The sequence below is a fragment of the Salmonella sp. K21076 genome (assembly GCF_039650795.1).
In the GTDB taxonomy this organism is placed as follows: domain Bacteria; phylum Pseudomonadota; class Gammaproteobacteria; order Enterobacterales; family Enterobacteriaceae; genus Salmonella; species Salmonella enterica.
Genome location: NZ_JBCLYA010000024.1, coordinates 221967 through 242080 on the forward strand (window position 1 = coordinate 221967; position 20114 = coordinate 242080).

Annotated in this window: 13 protein-coding genes and 1 pseudogene; 5 read left to right on the plus strand and 9 right to left on the minus strand. The window is 55.0% G+C overall.

Going from position 1 to position 20114, the window contains the following annotated elements; genetic code table 11:
• Positions 1-68 precede the first annotated feature (68 nt).
• Together arcB and AAYN39_RS08980 are read right to left on the minus strand one after the other, a co-directional pair.
• Entirely contained in the window at positions 69-2405 is a 2337-nt protein-coding gene (gene arcB / locus AAYN39_RS08975) for an aerobic respiration two-component sensor histidine kinase ArcB (RefSeq protein ID WP_000809818.1), read from the minus strand.
• 92 nt (positions 2406-2497) lie between these two features.
• A complete protein-coding gene (locus AAYN39_RS08980; RefSeq protein WP_001176887.1) occupies positions 2498-3427 on the minus strand; it encodes a TIGR01212 family radical SAM protein in 930 nt (309 codons plus the stop codon).
• A gap of 670 nt (positions 3428-4097) precedes the next feature.
• On the opposite strand from AAYN39_RS08980, the gene gltB reads away from it, so the two are divergent.
• The 5 genes from gltB (at position 4098) to AAYN39_RS09005 (ending at position 13934) form a co-directional block, all read left to right on the plus strand.
• Positions 4098-8558 carry a glutamate synthase large subunit gene (gene gltB, locus AAYN39_RS08985; RefSeq protein ID WP_000965014.1) on the plus strand — a complete coding sequence of 1487 codons (4461 nt, stop codon included), beginning with the start codon at positions 4098-4100 and terminating at the stop codon, positions 8556-8558.
• A 9-nt stretch (positions 8559-8567) separates the two neighbouring features.
• Positions 8568-9986, plus strand: a complete 1419-nt coding sequence (gltD, locus tag AAYN39_RS08990) for a glutamate synthase subunit GltD (RefSeq protein ID WP_000081705.1) — start codon at positions 8568-8570, stop codon at positions 9984-9986.
• 207 nt (positions 9987-10193) lie between these two features.
• A complete protein-coding gene (locus tag AAYN39_RS08995) occupies positions 10194-11297 on the plus strand; it encodes a PDDEXK nuclease domain-containing protein (protein ID WP_000184299.1) in 1104 nt (367 codons plus the stop codon).
• Between the two features lie 116 nt (positions 11298-11413).
• Entirely contained in the window at positions 11414-12667 is a 1254-nt protein-coding gene (codB, locus tag AAYN39_RS09000; RefSeq protein ID WP_000076275.1) for a cytosine permease, read from the plus strand.
• Positions 12654-13934 (plus strand): cytosine deaminase, encoded by a 1281-nt coding sequence (locus AAYN39_RS09005; protein ID WP_001180693.1) that lies wholly within the window; start codon positions 12654-12656, stop codon positions 13932-13934. Before codB ends, AAYN39_RS09005 begins: the two co-directional genes overlap by 14 nt.
• An 81-nt stretch (positions 13935-14015) precedes the next feature.
• Here the strand turns inward: AAYN39_RS09005 and nanQ are convergent, their stop codons facing one another.
• The 7 genes and pseudogenes from nanQ to sspB form a co-directional block, all read right to left on the minus strand.
• Entirely contained in the window at positions 14016-14483 is a 468-nt protein-coding gene (gene nanQ / locus AAYN39_RS09010; RefSeq protein WP_000979902.1) for an N-acetylneuraminate anomerase, read from the minus strand.
• A complete protein-coding gene (nanK, locus tag AAYN39_RS09015) occupies positions 14480-15355 on the minus strand; it encodes an N-acetylmannosamine kinase (RefSeq protein WP_000208982.1) in 876 nt (291 codons plus the stop codon). Before nanK ends, nanQ begins: the two co-directional genes overlap by 4 nt.
• Positions 15352-16031 (minus strand): annotated as a pseudogene (locus AAYN39_RS09020) (N-acetylmannosamine-6-phosphate 2-epimerase). Before AAYN39_RS09020 ends, nanK begins: the two are co-directional and overlap by 4 nt.
• Positions 16032-16077: 46 nt before the next feature.
• Positions 16078-17568, minus strand: a complete 1491-nt coding sequence (gene nanT / locus AAYN39_RS09025; RefSeq protein ID WP_000108071.1) for a sialic acid transporter NanT — start codon at positions 17566-17568, stop codon at positions 16078-16080.
• 115 nt (positions 17569-17683) lie between these two features.
• The gene (nanA, locus tag AAYN39_RS09030; protein WP_001029662.1) at positions 17684-18577 is read right to left on the minus strand and encodes an N-acetylneuraminate lyase; all 894 of its coding nucleotides are present in this window, start codon (positions 18575-18577) and stop codon (positions 17684-17686) included.
• Positions 18578-18711: 134 nt separating this feature from the next.
• A complete protein-coding gene (gene nanR, locus AAYN39_RS09035) occupies positions 18712-19503 on the minus strand; it encodes a transcriptional regulator NanR (protein ID WP_000382926.1) in 792 nt (263 codons plus the stop codon).
• A gap of 108 nt (positions 19504-19611) precedes the next feature.
• Positions 19612-20112 (minus strand): ClpXP protease specificity-enhancing factor, encoded by a 501-nt coding sequence (sspB, locus tag AAYN39_RS09040; protein ID WP_000366112.1) that lies wholly within the window; start codon positions 20110-20112, stop codon positions 19612-19614.
• Positions 20113-20114: the final 2 nt, after the last annotated feature.

Genomic DNA, 20114 nt, shown 5'->3' on the forward strand with positions numbered 1-20114 from the left:
ATAAGCACGGCGCAGCCACGATTTCCCTGGTGTTGGCGCAGTATTCGCGCACCCCGGTCAAACCGGGGTCATTTTTTTTCCGCGTTTGCCACCCAGGCTTTCAGCACCGCGACATCGTGCTGCCACTCCTGCTTCATCTCTTCAATCCATTCCACGACATTATCTTCCCAGGCGGGAAGATCCGGCGACTGGATTTGCTGGCCAAGTTGTTGCAGATGACGCAGCCCTACCGAACCGGCGGCGCCTTTAATCTTATGCCCTTCCTCAACGACGCCTTTTTTGTCACGCGCCGTCAGATTGGACTCCAGCACGCTTAAATAGCCAAGCATCATTTTTTCAAACACCGCGAGGCCGTCGGTGATCAATTTAGGCCCAACCAACTCGATGTATTGTTCCAGCATCGGGATATCCAGCAGCGCTTGCGCTTTATCGCTCTCTTCAGGCGTCACGGTACTCTCCTCTTTATCGGTGGCATCCCAGAATTTTTTAATCATCGCGGTTAAGGCTGGCACCGACAGCGGCTTACTCAGCACATCGTCCATACCAGCGTCCAGATACTCTTTTTTATCTTTCAGAACGTTAGCCGTAAGCGCTACCAGCGGCGGTAAATCTTCCCGCGTGTGGCGACGGGTCAGTTCTCTGGCAATATCCAGACCCGTCATATCCGGTAGCTGAATATCCAGTAAGACCAGGTCATATTCGCCTGGCGCGAACATCTCCAGCGCCGCCTTGCCGGTCATCGCGACATCCACGCTGTTCCCCAGTTTTTCCAGTACTGAACGCGCCACAATCACGTTCAGTTCAATATCTTCGACCAGCAGAACATGCAGCGCGGGCAGCGGCATGTCGTCTTCATCAAAGGCGTCCTCCACCTCTTCCGCCACCGCTGGCGCATGAACCGTTAGCGTAAAGGTCGATCCTTTGCCCGGCAGACTGGAAACGGTAATATCGCCGCCCATATTTTTCGCCAGCCGACGGGAGACCGCCAGCCCGATACCGGTCCCCGTCGCCGGCTTACCGCCATGACTGTCTTTTACCTGATAATACATGGCGAAAATTTTATCCTGCTCATCCTGCGGAATGCCGATCCCGGAATCTTCCACTTCAAAGTGCAGCATGTCGCCTTCATCATAGCGCGCCCGCACCGTCACCTGGCCCTGCTGAGTAAACTTCACCGCATTGCTGATCAAATTCCATAAAATCTGGCGCAGACGCGTTCCGTCGGTAATGACTTTGTGCGGCAGCGGCAGCGTCGGCTCAAGCACAAAACGTAGCCCTTTTTGCTGCGCCTGCAAACCGGAAAGGTTTTCCAGATCGGCCATAAAGCTGGTGAAATCAACCGGTTGGTTATCAAGCTGAACCTTACGCCGCTCCATCTTATCCATATCAATGATATCATTGAAAATATTGCCTAACGTCACGGCGGAGACATGGATTGTCTTAAGGTATTTTTCCTGTTCGGCGGTAAGATCGGTATCCAGCAGGATGCGGCTTAAACCGACGATACCGTTAAGCGGGGTGCGCAGCTCATGACTGATGGTAGAGATAAATGTGGTCTTGTCGCGACTGGCGCGCTCCAGCGCGTCCTGATAACGCTTACGTTCGGTAATATCACGACCAAATCCCATCAGGCCATGACGTTTACCGACACGGTCGTAATAAGGCACTTTACGAATTTCAAAGCAGGCCTTTCGTCCGTCCGGATAATCCAGCCACTGTTCGTAGGTCAGGGAGACGTTATGGCGGAATACTTTTTCATCGGTTTCAATGACTTTCTCCGCCGCTTCGGGAGAGTACACATCTTCCGGCTTCAAATGCACCAGCTGTTTTTCGCTCTTGCCGGTTAGCAATTCCATTGCGCGGTTACAGCCGGAAAACTCTTTATCCTCATTACGATAAAAAACCAAATCCGGCGAGGCGTCCAGAAAGGAGCGCAGAAAAGAGGATTGCTGTTCTAGCTGGATTTGCGCCTCTTCACGCTCTTTAATTTCTACTTTTAGCTGTTCAAATGTCTCTTGCAGCTCCGCTTCCGCTTTTTCGCGATCGGCAATTTCCTGATTAAGCTGGGCAATATTGTCCTTCAACTGTACGTTAAGCTTGAGATCGCGCTCGCGCATCTCCTCCAGCTTTTGCACCAGACGCGACAGTCGCTGCCTTGACTCTTCCAGTTGTTCAACAACAACGGATAAGAAATAGACCGCCCAGGGCGTAATTAACAGGCCAAAAAAGATGGAACGAATAACGTCGATACTTTCAACCTGACCATGCAGCACCATGGTCACCGCCATCTGCACGACAATCGCCAGCACCACCAATGCCAACGCCAGGAGCATGGAAAAGCGCACCAGACCCAATTTCATCATCAGGTCGACATAGTATTGCGCCAGCATACGAATTTGCTTCATAGAGGATTCCTTCACCACAACTTCGCACATAATACCCAATTATGGGAACCGCGTTGAATATTGTGCGAAATATGCGTAGCCCCCTCATCACGCTACGCTACAGGTGGTATCCAGGGACGGGCCAGCGCAGAGCCCTGCACGCCATGCTCATTCAGGTATTTGTCCAGCTCAACCATCCCCGTCCAGCGATTCTCGCACCACAGCGGGGCAAGCAGCGTCGGACGGCGAGCGCTGGCTGAAATTCGGTGATAAATTACCTCCGGCGGCGTATGACGAATCATCTCACCTGCCGTTAGCGTGTAGTCGTCCAGTTCGATGCCGTTCAGCCGCCCCGCTTCCCAGGCTTTGGCCATCGTACTGCCTTTCACAATATGCAGCGGATGCAGTTTAATACCGTCAACGCCCGTCTCCACCACACGCTCCATGGTTTGCAGGCATTCTGCCTGCCCTTCTCCCGGCAGCCCCACAATCAGATGCGCGCACACTTTCAGCCCGCGCTCCCGGGCAATCCGGGTGGTACGCTGATAGCAGGCGAAGTCATGCCCGCGGTTAATTCGGCGCAGGGTTTTATCGTGCGCGGTTTGCAATCCCAGTTCCAGCCACACCTCGTAGCCTTGATCTTTATATTCACACAGTAAATCTACTACTGCCTGCGGGACGCAATCCGGACGCGTACCGACGCATAACCCGACGATACTGGCCTGGCTGACCGCCTGTTGATACATGGAACGCAGCACCTGCACTTCTGCAAAGGTGCTGGTGTAGGCCTGGAAATAGGCCAGATAGCGTTTAGCGCGGTTCACCAGATGCGCCTGATGCGCAAGCTGCTCGGCAATCGAATGATGCTGCTGCGCCTCATCGGCAAAAGAGGCGACATTACAGAAGGTGCAACCGCCACGCCCGATGGTGCCGTCGCGATTAGGGCAGCTAAAACCGCCATGAAGCGTCAGCTTATGAACCTTTTGCCCATACCGACGTAAAAGATCCCCACCAAACATATTGACTAATTTCTGTAACTGCATAATCTGATAGACCGCCTCTTAAAAAGAGGCCAAAGCCTGCCATTTTTAGTCTCCTTTGGCGATGACCTGGATCAATCGTCCCGGAAGGCTTTTATCCATTGCATAATCAAGCAAAATAAACGATATTTCATTCATAATCCCGCTGATGATTTTTCCTGATATTCCCCTCTTTTTTCAGCGTCTGCTGGGTCATCGATAAAAACAGTAGCATTCAATGCTGTTCACGCTTAAAACAGCATAAAATGCCAAGATTTTTGAAAAAGCAAGGTCAGATAACTCCTGGCGAGCGGCTCTTATAGTGAGACAGATCACAGGCTTTCTGCCGCTCCGTATTAGCAACCACTCTATAAAAAACCTTTTAATTTCAATAGATTAAAAAGTTATCTGTGCTACAGCACACTTTTGCATAAATCAGTTTGCCATTTGACCTGGGTGTGGATTCCCGATAAGTTGGGGATCCGCTGGAAGCTTTCTGGATGAGCCGTCTGCTCATCATATTTATGCAGTAATTGAGATTCCCTCTTAACCGTATTTACCAATGCGCAAAGGACACAAAGAGGGCGAATGCGAGGTAAGCGTATGATGCGCCAGCCCCGTCGCCATGCTCTTGCTGTGCCCGCGCGCCGTCGGTTGGGAGAGCGTCCCGTAGAGCCTGGGGAGGTTCACTGATATGTTGTACGATAAATCCCTTGAGAAGGATAACTGTGGTTTCGGCCTGATCGCCCACATAGAAGGCGAACCTAGCCACAAGGTAGTGCGTACCGCCATACACGCGCTGGCCCGGATGCAGCACCGTGGCGCGATCCTTGCCGACGGTAAAACCGGCGACGGTTGCGGCTTGCTGTTACAAAAACCTGACCGTTTCTTTCGCATCGTGGCCGAAGAGCGCGGCTGGCGCTTAGCCAAAAACTACGCCGTCGGGATGATCTTTTTGAATAAAGATCCTGAACTGGCCGCCGCGTCACGCCATATTGTCGAAGAAGAATTACAGCAGGAAACCCTGTCGATTGTCGGCTGGCGCGATGTGCCAACCAATGAAGGCGTGCTCGGTGAAATCGCCCTCTCCTCCCTGCCGCGTATTGAGCAGATTTTTGTCAACGCTCCGGCGGGCTGGCGTCCGCGCGATATGGAGCGCCGTCTGTTTATCGCCCGCCGACGCATTGAAAAACGTCTGCAGGACGACAAAGATTTCTACGTATGCAGCCTGTCGAACCTGGTCAACATTTATAAAGGTCTGTGTATGCCGGCGGATCTGCCGCGCTTCTACCTGGATCTTGCGGATCTGCGTCTGGAATCGGCCATCTGCCTGTTCCACCAGCGCTTTTCCACTAACACCGTGCCGCGTTGGCCGCTGGCGCAGCCGTTCCGCTACCTGGCGCATAACGGCGAGATTAACACCATCACCGGCAACCGCCAGTGGGCGCGCGCCCGTACCTATAAATTCCAGACGCCGCTGATCCCGGATTTACAATCCGCTGCGCCGTTTGTTAACGAAACCGGTTCGGATTCCAGCTCGCTGGACAACATGCTGGAACTGCTGCTGGCAGGCGGGATGGACATTATCCGCGCCATGCGCCTGTTGGTGCCGCCCGCCTGGCAGAACAACCCCGATATGGACCAGGATCTGCGCGCCTTCTTTGACTTTAACTCCATGCATATGGAGCCGTGGGACGGTCCGGCAGGCATCGTGATGTCCGACGGGCGCTTCGCCGCCTGTAACCTTGACCGTAACGGCCTGCGCCCGGCACGCTATGTCATTACCAAAGATAAGCTGATCACCTGCGCCTCCGAAGTCGGTATCTGGGACTATCAGCCGGATGAAGTGGTCGAGAAAGGCCGCGTCGGCCCAGGCGAGCTGATGGTGATCGACACCCGCGGCGGACGTATTCTGCATTCCGCGGAAACCGATGACGATCTGAAAAGCCGCCATCCGTATAAAGCGTGGATGGAAAAGAATGTTCGCCGTCTGGTGCCGTTTGAAGAGTTGCCAGATGAAGAAGTCGGTAGCCGCGAACTGGACGATGACCTGCTCGCCAGCTATCAGAAACAGTTTAACTACAGCGCCGAAGAGCTGGACTCCGTTATCCGCGTGTTGGGCGAAAACGGCCAGGAAGCCGTCGGTTCAATGGGCGACGATACCCCCTTTGCCGTGCTCTCCAGCCAGCCGCGTATTATTTACGACTACTTCCGCCAGCAGTTCGCGCAGGTTACTAACCCGCCTATCGACCCGCTGCGGGAAGCGCACGTCATGTCGCTCGCCACCAGCATCGGTCGCGAAATGAACGTCTTCTGCGAAGCGGAAGGTCAGGCCCATCGCCTGAGTTTTAAATCGCCAATTCTGCTGTACTCCGATTTCAAACAGCTCACCACCATGAGCGAGCATCACTACCGCGCCGACTGGCTTGACATTACCTTTGATGTCACCGAAACCACACTGGACGCGACGGTTAAGGCGCTGTGCGATAAAGCGGAACAGATGGTGCGCAACGGCACCGTGCTGCTGGTCCTCTCGGATCGCAATATCGGTAAGAATCGCCTGCCGGTCCCCGCGCCGATGGCGGTGGGCGCGGTGCAGACTCGTCTGGTCGATCAAAGCCTGCGCTGCGACGCCAACATCATCGTAGAAACCGGAAGCGCCCGCGATCCGCATCACTTTGCGGTACTGCTCGGCTTTGGCGCAACGGCCATCTATCCGTACCTGGCCTACGAAACGCTGGGGCGTCTGATTGATACCCAGGCCATCGCTAAAAACTACCGTACCGTGATGCAGAACTACCGTAACGGCATCAACAAGGGGCTGTACAAGATTATGTCCAAAATGGGCATTTCGACCATTGCCTCTTACCGCTGCTCCAAACTGTTTGAAGCGGTCGGGCTGCACGATGATGTGGTAAACCTGTGCTTCCAGGGCGTGGTCAGCCGTATCGGCGGCGCGAGCTTTGATGACTTCCAGCAGGATCTGCTGAATCTCTCCAAACGCGCCTGGCTGGCGCGCAAACCCATTAGCCCGGGCGGCCTGCTGAAGTACGTCCACGGCGGCGAATATCACGCCTATAACCCGGATGTCGTGCGTACCCTGCAACAGGCGGTACAGAGCGGCGAGTACAGCGATTATCAGGAATACGCCAAACTGGTCAATGAGCGTCCGGCTGCAACGCTGCGCGATCTGCTGGCGATACATCCAGACGGCGAGGCGGTGACTATCGACGAGGTTGAGCCCGCCAGTGAGCTGTTTAAACGCTTTGATACCGCAGCCATGTCTATCGGCGCATTAAGTCCGGAAGCGCACGAAGCGCTGGCGGAAGCGATGAACAGCCTCGGCGGCAACTCCAACTCCGGCGAAGGCGGCGAAGACCCGGCGCGCTACGGCACCAATAAAGTGTCGCGTATCAAGCAGGTGGCTTCCGGCCGTTTTGGCGTGACGCCAGCGTACCTGGTCAATGCCGATGTGATTCAGATTAAAGTCGCGCAGGGCGCGAAACCGGGCGAAGGCGGTCAGTTGCCGGGGGATAAAGTCACTCCGTATATCGCTAAACTGCGCTATTCAGTGCCGGGCGTGACGCTGATCTCCCCGCCGCCGCACCACGATATTTACTCTATCGAGGACTTAGCGCAGCTCATTTTCGACCTCAAACAGGTCAACCCGAAGGCGATGATCTCCGTGAAGCTGGTGTCCGAACCGGGCGTCGGCACCATCGCGACCGGCGTGGCGAAAGCCTATGCAGACCTCATCACCATCGCTGGCTACGACGGCGGTACCGGCGCAAGCCCGCTCTCTTCGGTGAAATACGCTGGCTGCCCGTGGGAACTAGGACTTGTTGAAACCCAGCAGGCGCTGGTCGCCAACGGTCTGCGTCACAAGATTCGTCTGCAGGTGGACGGCGGTCTGAAAACCGGCGTCGATATCATCAAAGCGGCGATTCTCGGTGCAGAAAGTTTCGGCTTCGGCACCGGCCCGATGGTGGCGCTGGGCTGTAAATACCTGCGCATTTGCCATCTGAACAACTGCGCAACCGGCGTGGCGACGCAGGATGAAAAACTGCGTAAGAACCACTATCACGGCCTGCCGTTCAAAGTGACCAACTACTTTGAATTTATCGCCCGCGAAGTGCGCGAGCTGATGGCTTCGCTTGGCGTGACCCGCCTGGTGGATTTGATTGGCCGCACCGACCTGCTGAAAGAGCTGGAGGGCTTCACCGCTAAACAGCAGAAGCTGGCGCTGTCTCGTCTACTGGAAACCGCTGAACCTCATCCGGGTAAAGCGCTGTACTGCACCGAGAATAACCCGCCGTTTGATAACGGTGTGCTGAATGCGCAACTGTTGCAGCAGGCGAAGCCGTTTGTCGATGCGCGCCAGAGCAAAACCTTCTGGTTCGACATCCGCAACACCGATCGTTCCGTGGGTGCGTCGCTTTCCGGTTACATCGCACAGACCCACGGCGATCAGGGGCTGGCTTCCGATCCGATTAAAGCGCACTTCAGCGGTACCGCAGGCCAGAGCTTTGGCGTGTGGAACGCGGGCGGCGTGGAGTTATATCTGACTGGCGATGCCAACGACTATGTCGGTAAAGGTATGGCAGGCGGTTTGATCGCCATCAGACCACCGGTAGGTTCCGCCTTCCTCAGCCATAAAGCCAGCATCATCGGCAACACCTGCCTGTATGGAGCGACCGGTGGCCGTCTGTACGCGGCGGGGCGCGCGGGCGAACGTTTCGGCGTGCGTAACTCCGGGGCGATTACCGTAGTAGAGGGCATCGGCGACAACGGCTGTGAATACATGACCGGCGGCATCGTCTGCGTGCTGGGTAAAACCGGCGTTAACTTCGGCGCGGGGATGACCGGCGGCTTCGCCTATGTGCTGGACGAAGATGGCGAATTCCGTAAACGCGTGAACCCGGAACTGGTAGAAGTACTGGACGTTGATTCGCTGGCTATCCACGAAGAGCATCTGCGCGGCCTGATCACCGAGCACGTGCAACATACTGGTTCGCAACGCGGCGAAGAGATCCTGTCCAGGTGGTCAAGCTTCTCAACCCAATTCGCGTTAGTTAAGCCCAAGTCCAGCGATGTCAAAGCCCTGTTGGGCCACCGTAGTCGTAGTGCGGCAGAATTGCGCGTGCAGGCGCAGTAAGGAATTGAAATGAGCCAGAATGTTTATCAATTTATCGACCTGCAGCGCGTTGATCCGCCGAAGAAACCGCTGAAGCTCCGTAAGATCGAGTTTGTTGAAATCTACGAACCGTTTTCTGAAGGTCAGGCGAAAGCCCAGGCGGATCGCTGTTTGTCCTGCGGGAACCCCTACTGCGAGTGGAAATGTCCGGTACATAACTACATCCCGAACTGGCTGAAACTGGCTAACGAAGGGCGTATTTTTGAGGCGGCTGAGCTATCGCACCAGACCAACACCCTGCCGGAAGTGTGTGGCCGCGTCTGCCCGCAGGACCGCCTGTGCGAAGGCTCCTGTACGCTGCACGATGAGTTCGGCGCAGTGACCATCGGTAACATTGAGCGCTATATCAACGATAAAGCGTTCGAAATGGGCTGGCGCCCGGATATGACCGGCGTGCGCCAGACGGACAAACGGGTAGCGATTATCGGCGCTGGTCCGGCAGGGCTGGCGTGCGCCGACGTGCTGACCCGCAACGGCGTGAAGGCGGTGGTCTTTGATCGCCATCCGGAAATCGGTGGTCTGCTGACCTTCGGTATTCCAGCTTTCAAACTGGAAAAAGAGGTGATGACCCGTCGTCGCGAGATCTTCACCGGCATGGGTATTGAGTTCAAACTTAATACCGAAGTGGGTCGTGATGTACAGCTTGAAGATCTGCTGAAAGATTACGATGCGGTATTCCTTGGCGTCGGCACCTATCAGTCGATGCGCGGCGGGCTGGAAAATGAAGATGCGGACGGGGTTTTCGACGCTCTACCGTTCCTGATCGCCAATACGAAGCAGATCATGGGGTTTGGCGAAACCAGCGACGAACCATATGTCAGCATGGAAGGCAAACGCGTGGTGGTGCTGGGCGGCGGCGATACCGCAATGGACTGCGTACGCACTTCCATACGCCAGGGCGCAACGCACGTAACCTGTGCTTATCGTCGTGATGAAGAGAACATGCCGGGTTCCAGACGCGAAGTGAAAAACGCGCGCGAGGAAGGTGTCGAGTTTCAGTTTAACGTTCAACCGCTGGGCATTGAAGTCAATGCCAACGGCAAAGTGAGCGGCGTAAAAATGGTGCGCACTGAAATGGGCGAACCGGATGCCAAAGGCCGTCGGCGGGCGGAGATCGTCGCCGGTTCCGAGCATGTGGTTCCGGCTGATGCGGTGGTGATGGCGTTTGGTTTTCGTCCACACAGCATGGAATGGCTGGCGAAACACAGCGTGGAACTGGACTCGCAGGGACGAATTATCGCGCCGGAACGCAGCGATAATGCTTTCCAGACCAGCAACCCGAAAATCTTCGCCGGTGGCGACATCGTGCGCGGTTCCGATCTGGTGGTGACGGCGATTGCCGAAGGCCGTAAAGCGGCTGACGGGATTATGAACTACCTCGAAGTGTAACCCTTTCGGCTCCCCGGTTGATGCCTTGTGCTGATGGCTGGGGAGCCGATATTCCTCTCCTCAATATCTCTCCTGCCGATTCTGGAAACCCGCTCGTAAATCGAGATGTAATGCCATGTAAAATCCGTTCATGGATTGATTCGTTTACGCCTGAAGCGTATTGATAGCGTTCTAATTTCACAATGAAACTATCACGTAAGGGATGACATGACGAATCCAACTTTAGCGCCACAGTCTGATGAATATCAGCAAATTCATGACGGTATTATTCGTCTGGTCGATACGGCACGTACCGAGACCGTGCGCAGCATCAATGCCATTATGACTGCCACCTACTGGGAAATTGGCCGACGTATTGTCGAATTTGAACAGGGAGGAGAAGCGCGAGCGGCCTATGGCACCCAGCTTATCGAACGATTATCGGTAGATTTAAGTCAGCGCTATAAGCGCGGTTTTTCCAACAGAAACCTATGGCAAATTCGTACATTTTATCTTTGTTTTCAACACATTGAAATTCCGCAGACACTGTCTGCGGAATCTTCAAATCTCATACCGCTCGCCAAAACATTCCCTCTTCCCTGGTCAGCTTATGTGCGTCTGCTGTCGGTGAAAGATAACGATGCCCGCACTTTTTACGAGAAAGAGACGCTACGTAACGGCTGGTCCGTACGGCAACTCGATCGGCAAATCGCCACTCAATTTTACGAACGAACGCTACTGTCCCACGACAAATCCGCCATGTTGCAGCAGCCTGCACCCGCCGAGCCAAACGTTTTGCCGGAGCAAGCCATACGCGACCCGTTCATTCTGGAATTTCTTAACCTGAAGGACGAGTATTCCGAATCAGATCTCGAAGACGCGCTGCTCAGCCACCTGATGGACTTTATGCTGGAGCTCGGTGACGATTTTGCTTTTGTTGGCCGCCAACGCCGACTACGCATAGACGATAGCTGGTTCCGCGTCGATCTGCTGTTCTTCCATCGTCGCTTGCGCTGCCTGTTGCTCGTTGACCTGAAGGTAGGCAAATTCGGTTATGCGGATGCCGGGCAGATGAATATGTACCTGAACTATGCCAAAGAGCACTGGACAATGCCCGGAGAAAACCCGCCAGTCGGCCTGGTTTTGTGCGCAGGGAAAGGCGCGGGGGAAGCGCATTACGCGCTGACTGGCCTGCCAAACACCATCATGGCGAGCGAGTACAAAGTGCAGTTGCCCGACGAAAAATTACTCACAGACGAACTTATTCGTTCGCAAACCATGCTGGAAACTCAACTCACACGCGGTGGTTCACTGACAACGGAGAAAAACTAGCGAACCATTAATGCCATGAATAATTATCAAAAAAAATATCACACGAAAACGTTTGCTTTATTCTGAGAACTGTATATTATGCGGCGGATTTTTTGGGCAAAATTCATGGAGGCGTTGTGTCGCAGGACAACAATTATAGCCAGGGGCCAGTTCCCCAGGCGGCGCGGAAGGGCGTGATTCCACTGACGTTTGTCATGTTGGGTTTAACGTTTTTTTCCGCCAGTATGTGGACCGGAGGGACACTCGGCACCGGTCTTACCTATCATGATTTCTTCCTCGCAGTTTTCTTCGGTAATCTCCTCCTCGGTATCTACACTGCATTTCTTGGCTACATCGGCGCAAAAACCGGACTCTCCACCCACCTCCTTGCACGTTACTCCTTTGGCGTTAAAGGCTCATGGCTTCCCTCGCTGCTGTTAGGCAGTACTCAAGTGGGCTGGTTTGGCGTTGGCGTAGCGATGTTCGCTATTCCGGTCAGTAAAGCGACGGGCATTGATGCCAATATCCTGATTGCCGTTTCGGGTCTGCTGATGACCCTGACCATTTTTTTCGGCATCTCGGCGTTGACCATTTTGTCTATCGTTGCCGTACCCGCGATCGTTATTCTGGGCAGCTACTCCGTCTGGCTGGCGGTCAGCGGCGTGGGTGGGCTGGAGCATTTAAAAACGATAGTGCCGCAGACGCCGCTGGATTTTTCCAGCGCGCTGGCGCTGGTGGTGGGCTCGTTTGTCAGCGCCGGTACATTGACCGCCGACTTCGTCCGCTTCGGACGTCATGCCAAAAGCGCCGTACTGATTGCGATGGTCGCTTTTTTCCTCGGTAACTCGCTGATGTTTATCTTCGGCGCGGCAGGCGCTGCCGCCGTCGGTCAGGCGGATATCTCTGACGTGATGATAGCGCAGGGGCTGCTGCTGCCCGCGATTGTGGTGCTTGGCCTGAATATCTGGACCACCAACGATAACGCGCTGTACGCATCGGGTCTGGGCTTCGCCAATATTACCGGTCTTTCCAGCCGCACGCTGTCGGTGGTGAACGGGATTATCGGTACCGTGTGCGCGCTGTGGCTTTACAATAATTTTGTCGGCTGGCTGACGTTCCTGTCATCTGCCATCCCACCGATTGGTGGAGTGATTATTGCCGACTATCTGGTGAACCGCCGCCGCTATGCCGACTTCAACACCGTGCGCTTTATTCCCGTTAACTGGATTGCTATTCTTTCCGTCGCGCTGGGCATCGCCGCCGGACATTATGTTCCTGGTATTGTGCCCGTCAACGCCGTACTCGGCGGCGTCTTCAGCTATATCCTGCTGAATCCACTTTTCAACCGCAGCCTTGCTAAATCACCAGAGGTCAGCCATGCAGAACAATAACATCACTATTCGTCAGACGCGTCTGCAGGGACACGAAGGATTATGGCAGATTACGATTGAAAACGGGCGCTTTAGCCGGATTGAGCCTCAGGAAGCCACATCGTTACCGCAGGGCGAAGTGCTTGATGCCGAAGGCGGTCTGGCTATTCCACCGTTTGTTGAGCCACATATCCACCTGGATACCACGCAAACGGCGGGTGAACCGAGCTGGAACCAGTCCGGCACACTGTTTGAAGGGATTGAGCGCTGGGCAGAACGTAAAGCAATGCTCACGCATGAAGATGTGAAAGCGCGCGCGATGCAGACCCTGAAATGGCAGATGGCTAACGGCATCCAGTACGTTCGTACTCACGTTGACGTTTCAGATCCTACGCTCACCGCGCTGAAAGCCATGCTGGAAGTGAAGCAAGAGGTTGCGCCGTGGGTAGACCTACAAATCGTCGCCTTTCCGCAAGAAGGTATTCTGTCTTATCCCAACGGTGAAGCGCTGTTAGAGGAAGCCGTGCGTTTGGGCGCTGACGTTATTGGCGCCATTCCGCACTTTGAGTTCACGCGGGAATATGGCGTTGAATCGCTGCACAAAACCTTCGCCCTGGCGCAAAAATACGATCGCTTGATCGATGTGCACTGCGACGAAATTGATGACGAGCAGTCTCGCTTTGTCGAAACGGTCGCGGCGCTGGCGCATCGTGATGGCATGGGGGCGCGCGTGACCGCCAGCCACACCACGGCTATGCACTCGTACAACGGCGCGTATGCGTCACGCCTGTTCCGTCTGTTGAAAATGTCGGGGATTAACTTCGTCGCCAACCCGCTGGTAAATATTCATCTGCAAGGGCGGTTTGACACTTACCCGAAACGTCGTGGCGTCACGCGAGTGAAAGAGATGCTGGAAGCGGGGATCAACGTCTGCTTTGGCCATGATGACGTCTTCGACCCGTGGTATCCATTAGGCACCGCCAATATGCTGCAGGTGCTGCATATGGGGTTACACGTTTGCCAGTTGATGGGGTATGGGCAAATCAACGACGGGTTAAATCTGATCACTACCCACAGCGCAAAAACTTTGCACCTGCAGGACTACGGTCTGAGCGTCGGCAATGCCGCGAATCTGGTTATCTTACCCGCTGAGAATGGATTCGATGCGGTACGTCGCCAGACGCCTGCCCGTTACTCAATTCGCCACAGGCGGGTGATTGCCGAGACGGTGCCGAGCCAGACGACGCTGCACCTGACCCAGCCGGAAGCCGTGACGTTTAAGCGTTAACCCGTCATACCCGCGCTCTCCGGCACATTCACCACGCAGCCCGTAAGGGGCTGCGTTCGGAAGACTGCTCCGGCAAGAGATTCAGGCCGCCAGCAAACTGGCGCGTACTTTCACTACCACTTTCTTGATGTCATCCGGTTCACCCACTGCACATCCCGGTTTATGCGGTTCTCCCGGCATAAACACAGCAAACATCCCCGCTTGCAGCGTAATAGTCTGCTCGTCGGCAATTTGACTACAAAGCTGGTAATCCTCTTCAACGTGCATCTCCTCGCACTGGCGAGCGGCACCGGACATCCCAAACGCAATACGCTCGACGCCGGTTAGTAGTAGCTGAATATCAATGTATTGTTCATGCAATTCCGCTTTCTTCCCGGCAGGCATTTGCGTCGTTAACTGCATTACATTCATAAAGATATTGTCGCCCTGCAATTCATAGCGCCCCGGTGCTTTCTCCTGCGGCCTTGCCGCCAGCGCGAGAGTCAAGGCATCCAGCAGTCGCGGATGCAACCCGCAAGAAGGCAACGACTGTACTTCCCCCATCATCATAATGTGTCTCCTTGAGCTAACAAAGCAGCGCCTAATAATCCTGCGTCATGCCGATAGCGAGCGGCGCTCAGCGCCACGTGATAAGGCTCAGGCTCTTGCATCAAAAACGCGCGAACCTGCTCCAGGTATCCCTCAGCTAACCCTACGCTGCCGCCAATGACCACACACTGGCAGTCGGTAATCGCTTTCACATCGGCGATCATTCGCGCTATTACCTGCGCGGATTGGCTTACCAGATGTCGCGCCTGCTGATGACCTTCGCCAGCGCGAATAAATAGGGTTTTGGCGTCGCATCCCGCCAGATCGTCCCGCGCCGCCGCGGCCATCCCTCGTCCGGAGGCGATGGCCTCTACACAACCAACGCGTCCACAGCCGCATACGGGCCCGTGTGGGTCCGCCAGGGTGTGTCCCAGGTGCCCGGCCAGACCGCCTTTTCCGGTAAGGAGCTTGCCGTCGCAGACAACGCCGCCGCCAACGCCGGTTGAAACGGTGATAAATACCATATCGCGGATATCATCAGGGAGCGCGTGATACTCCGCCCAGGCCGCCGCCTGCGCGTCGTTCACCGCCAGCGTCGGCAGGCCAGCGATCGTTTCCAGTGTTTGTACTAACGGAAAGTGTAGCAAGCCGCCCAGATTATGGGGGTTTAGCGCCAGCAGCATCCCTTCCTGAATGATCCCGGTAGAAGCTATCGCTACCTGACGCGCCTCTGCCCGTAGTGGTTCAACCAGCGCCTTTAATGCTTCACGTAACGCATCCGGCGTTTTGCTCGCGGGGGTCGGTAGCTCGCGACGCTGGCTAATGCGCAAGTTGTTGTCGATGAGCGCGGCGGCAAGTTTAGTACCGCCAATATCGATTGCTAACGTAGTCATGACGCCGCCTTTTTTAATGCGTCGTTATACCATCCACAGATACGTTCCAGACGGGTAATGGCGGACCCCACCGTCACCGCCCATGCGCCATAGCGGATCGCCTCCGCCGCCAGTGCTGGCGAGTTATAGCGCCCTTCGGCTATTACCCGGCATCCGGCGTCATGCAACGCTTTGACTAAGGGCAGATCGGGTTCCTCCGGCGTATCGGGGGTGGTGTAGCCGGACATTGTCGTGCCGATAATGTCCGCGCCCAACCGTTGGCAGGCGAGACCATCGTCCACGGATGAGCAGTCGGCCATCGCCAGTAGATGGTGGTGATGAATGCGCGCCAACAACGCCTCAACGGCTACCGGCCGTTGCCGAGCGGTTCCATCAACGGCGATAATAGCTGCGCCAGCGCATCTACATCGTCGAGAAAAGGGGTAATGCGCACTGGAGAGTCGTCCAGATCGCGTTTGATAATGCCGATAATGGGTACCGAAACGAGCGAACGGGCCACGCGCAGGTTGTCTATGCCTTCAATACGCACCGCAACCGCGCCCGCCTGTTCCGCCGCCAACGCCATTGCCGCTACAATCTCCGGCTTATCCAGCGGACTGCCCGGAACGGGCTGGCAGGAGACAATCAGGCCGCCAGAAGCGGCAATATTTTTATCCAGTTGTTCAAGTAACGACATACTACTCCCTTACAAATATTGCCCGGTTGAAAACCGGGCAAGCGGATTAACTTTTCGTTTTTACAAAGGCACCTTTACCACTGCCAAGCGGTACGGCTCCGCTGAACGGTTTGTCGTCGATAGCATCATGGGTGCGTAACGCTTCCGGACGTAGCCAACGCTGTACGCGAGACGGCATATCAAGCCCAATAAGCAGGATCACGACAAACGTCAGGCTGAAAGAGAGCGATGCCAGCGCAGTGCCCAGATCCAGACGTTGAGCGATCAGCGCTCCCAGGATCGGTGCCAGCGCGCCGCCGAGCGCGCCGACGTTATAAGTAAAGCCCAGCCCCGCCGCGCGCTGATCGGTATCGAAGTAACCGCCGATCAGTTTCGGCAGAATCCCGGCAATCCCCTGCCCCAACATCTGTTGGAAAAACAGTAGCAGACCCAGAACCCAGACGTTTGTGCCGCCAATCGCAAAGACCGGAATAATGAGGATTTGCGAGGCCAGCAGGCTACAGACATATGCTTTACGCGTTCCCAGCCAGTCGCCAAGAAAACCGCCTACGCAACAACCAACCGCCGCGCCAAATCCGCTAAAGAACAGGACATTCGCCACCGTATGCGGATCGTAGGCCAGCTCGGTTTTCAGATAAGTAGGTAATAGCGCCTGAATCGGCCAAGAATAGAGGAAAGCAAACAGTACCACCAGCATCAGCATGACGCCAGTGGGCCAGCGTTTACCGCTGCTCTGCACCATAAAGCTGATAAAGATAACCGCGCACAGTAGTCCCAGCCCCGCCACAATCGCAGCATTTTGTAGGTTACCGGCAAAACAGAACCACAGCGCAGCGGCGGCGGCGAAGGTCATTAAAATGTTGATGATACGATGTTCGCCCCGATAAAGAATGTCGACCATCGTGCGTACCGGCGCTTTACCCGCGTGTTTTTCTTTCCAGTCTTCCGCTTCCGGAATGTTTTTCCGCAGCCAGAGGGCGAAGATAATTGGCAAAATGCCAATGAAAAACAGCGCGCGCCAGCCCCAGACAGGCACCACCAGGCTGTACACCTGCGCGGCAACGACCGCGCCGACGGAGAAGCCGGAAATCAGAAAACCACTGGCTTTATTGCGTAAATGTTTTGGCCAGCTTTCAATCACATAGGTCGCGCTGGAACCATATTCGCCCGCCATGCCCATACCAATCACCAGTCGGGCGATGAACATGGTGGTGTAACCGGGCGCAAACCCGCAGGCCAGGGTTCCCACCGAAAACAGAATGATGCTGCTGACCATCGCCAGACGACGCCCATAGCGATCGCCCATCGCGCCCAGTAATAACCCGCCGAACCAGCGAGAGATAAAAGCCGCAGAAATCAGGCTTGCCGCCTGTACCGTCGTCAGCCCAAATTCGCTTTGTACCTCAGTCAGTACAAGAGCAATTAACACAAAATCAAAACCATCAAGCAGATATCCCAACCAGGCAGCGGAAAATGCCCGCCATTGCGCCCGGTTGAGATGGCGATACCACGGGATGTTCTGGGTAGAAGTACTCATTTTACTCTCCCGACGATTTTTGTTGTCGTTATGCCGAATGGCGGCTCCGCCTTATCCGGCCTACTGTTCGCACTGTTGTAGGCCGGGCAAGCGTAGCGCCCCCGGCATTATGCTGTTACGCCTTTTCTTCCATCAGTTGTTGAGCCAGCGCCTTGAGCGCCGGCAGATATTTTTCATCAACAGGCGCAAACGGTTTACGACATAGCGGCACCGATACCACGTCCATATAATGCAGGACCGTTTTCAGGCCGCGGAATACGCCGGTTTTAATCAGTAAATCAATAACCTTATTGCACTCGGTTTGCAGACGCTGCGCTTTCGCCACATCGCCCTCACGCAATGCCTGAACAATCCCCTGATAACGCCAACCCATAATGTTGTATGTGCTGCCGATACCGCCGTCCGCGCCCGCCAGCAGACCGGAAGCGAAGATTTCGTCATAACCGTTGTACAGCACCAGATCCGGATGCGCGCGGCGGATCTGCTCCATCTGGAAGAGATCGCCGGAGGTTTGCTTCAGCGCGTTCACGCCCGGTAATGTCACCAGCGTATTGATCTGATCGAGGGTAAGTTTTACGCCGCTTAACGCCGGAATGTTGTATACCACCATCGGCAATCCATCTGCGGAATCAATGATTGCCCGATAATGGTCACAGTGCTCTTCAAAACTGAAAGGGTAATAAAAAGGCGTCACCGCAGAGACCGCATCAAAACCGTAACGCTTTGCGGCGCTGGCAAGCTGCTGGCTTTCTGCGGTGCTTACTGTCCCGACATGGGCGATCAACGTGATTTTTCCCTTCGCCTCTTCGGCGACAATCTCCAGTACCTGCTCTCTTTCAGCAAGGCTCTGTACGAATGCTTCCCCGGTGGAACCGCCAACGTACAGCCCGTCGATACCCTGCCCGATGTTAAAACGCACCAGACGGCGCAGGCTTTCGCTATCCAGTTGCTGCTGATGATCAAATGGGGTCAACAACGCCGCCATTACGCCTTGCAATGCTTTTGCCATACCTACCTCTACGGATGATGAATATATTAACTACCTACCTTTATACCTGTTATACCAGATCAAATAAGCAGCAAATAATACAGAACGCTTATAGTGCGATCTGCTTCACTAAACCGGGATCGGAGGTGCGATCGCTACCGCATTTTTTGACTTTTTTTACCGAGCGCGTGCCAGGTAGCGGAAACGCTATTGAGGTGGGTTTGCAGAGCGCGATCCGCTTTATCGGGATCTCGCTGGCGAATGGCATCAACAATCACAATATGCTGTTGATAACTCACGTTATTATGTTCATGCAGCTCACGATCGGGAACGCTTGGGCGAGCAGCGATTAGCCAGTCCAGCAGAGCAACATGAATAGCCATAAAGATCGGATTGCCGGGAATTTCAGCCAGCACCCGGTGAAACTCGACATCCGAACGAATAAACAGCGCGTTGTCATCCAGCGACTGGCTATTAATTTCCAGCGCTTTCGTTAACAACGCGATCTGCTCGTCGGTGGCATGTTCCGCCGCATAGCGTACCAGGCTGGATTCAAAGAAAAGCCGTAGCTGTTCAAAGTGAGCGATGCCGCCAGGATGAGTAAGAAAATCTTTCGCCATACCCGACAGTTCGCTGATGATGGTATCAGCAGAGGGGCGCGAGACGCGGGCGCGTTCGCCGTTATTGATTTGCACCAGACCTTTACGCTTCAGCGCAGCTAACGCTTCACGCACGGAGGGACGTCCCACATTGAAGAAGGCCATTAATTCACGTTCAGACGGTAGCTGTTCTCCCTCGCCAAACTCATGACGGCGGATCATCTGCTCCAGCTCTTCCTCAACCATTTCAGACAGTTTTTTACGCGCCAGCGGGCGGCGGCGCAAACTACGCCCGAGGGATGTCGGTGAATCTTCTGCTTGCGAATCAAATGCGTTCATAACGTCCATTCATGAGTGGTCGGTGGCAAATAATAGCAAGCTTATCGTAACACAGCTTCAAAAGCAGGGTGAACCCGCGAGGAGACCAAACAAAACAGGCCCTTCAGGGCCTGTTGATTATTTTACTACGCGCAGCGCCGGACGTCCGCCACGCGGCGGAGGCGGCTCGTCATCAGGACTACTGTCGTCATCGTGGTCGGGCTTATCGCCATCAATGACGGACATCACGGTCTCGCTTTCCGCGCCTGCGGTATTGTCATCATCATTTAAGCTGACAACGTCTTCATCATAGGCGGCTTCAGGCTCAAACATGGTGCCTGCGCCGTTTTCACGGGCGTAAATCGCCAGCACCGCAGCCAAAGGCACAGAAACCTGACGGGGAACGCCGCCGAAGCGCGCATTAAAACGCACTTCATCATTAGACAGCTCCAGATTACCTACCGCCCGCGGCGCAATATTGAGGACGATTTGCCCATCGCGCGCATATTCCATAGGGACATGCACGCCAGGCAGCATCACATCCACCACCAGATGCGGGGTCAACTGGTTATCCAGCAACCACTCGTAGAAAGCACGCAACAGATAGGGACGACGCGGCGTCAACTGTGACAAATCCATAC

Coding starts and splice junctions, on each gene's coding strand:
- arcB (WP_000809818.1), bottom strand. CDS start 2,405: ATGAAGCAAATTCGTATGCTGGCGCAATACTATGTCGACCTGATGATG.
- AAYN39_RS08980 (WP_001176887.1), bottom strand. CDS start 3,427: ATGCAGTTACAGAAATTAGTCAATATGTTTGGTGGGGATCTTTTACGT.
- gltB (WP_000965014.1), top strand. CDS start 4,098: ATGTTGTACGATAAATCCCTTGAGAAGGATAACTGTGGTTTCGGCCTG.
- gltD (WP_000081705.1), top strand. CDS start 8,568: ATGAGCCAGAATGTTTATCAATTTATCGACCTGCAGCGCGTTGATCCG.
- AAYN39_RS08995 (WP_000184299.1), top strand. CDS start 10,194: ATGACGAATCCAACTTTAGCGCCACAGTCTGATGAATATCAGCAAATT.
- AAYN39_RS09005 (WP_001180693.1), top strand. CDS start 12,654: ATGCAGAACAATAACATCACTATTCGTCAGACGCGTCTGCAGGGACAC.
- nanQ (WP_000979902.1), bottom strand. CDS start 14,483: ATGATGATGGGGGAAGTACAGTCGTTGCCTTCTTGCGGGTTGCATCCG.
- nanK (WP_000208982.1), bottom strand. CDS start 15,355: ATGACTACGTTAGCAATCGATATTGGCGGTACTAAACTTGCCGCCGCG.
- nanT (WP_000108071.1), bottom strand. CDS start 17,568: ATGAGTACTTCTACCCAGAACATCCCGTGGTATCGCCATCTCAACCGG.
- nanA (WP_001029662.1), bottom strand. CDS start 18,577: ATGGCAAAAGCATTGCAAGGCGTAATGGCGGCGTTGTTGACCCCATTT.
- nanR (WP_000382926.1), bottom strand. CDS start 19,503: ATGGACGTTATGAACGCATTTGATTCGCAAGCAGAAGATTCACCGACA.
- sspB (WP_000366112.1), bottom strand. CDS start 20,112: ATGGATTTGTCACAGTTGACGCCGCGTCGTCCCTATCTGTTGCGTGCT.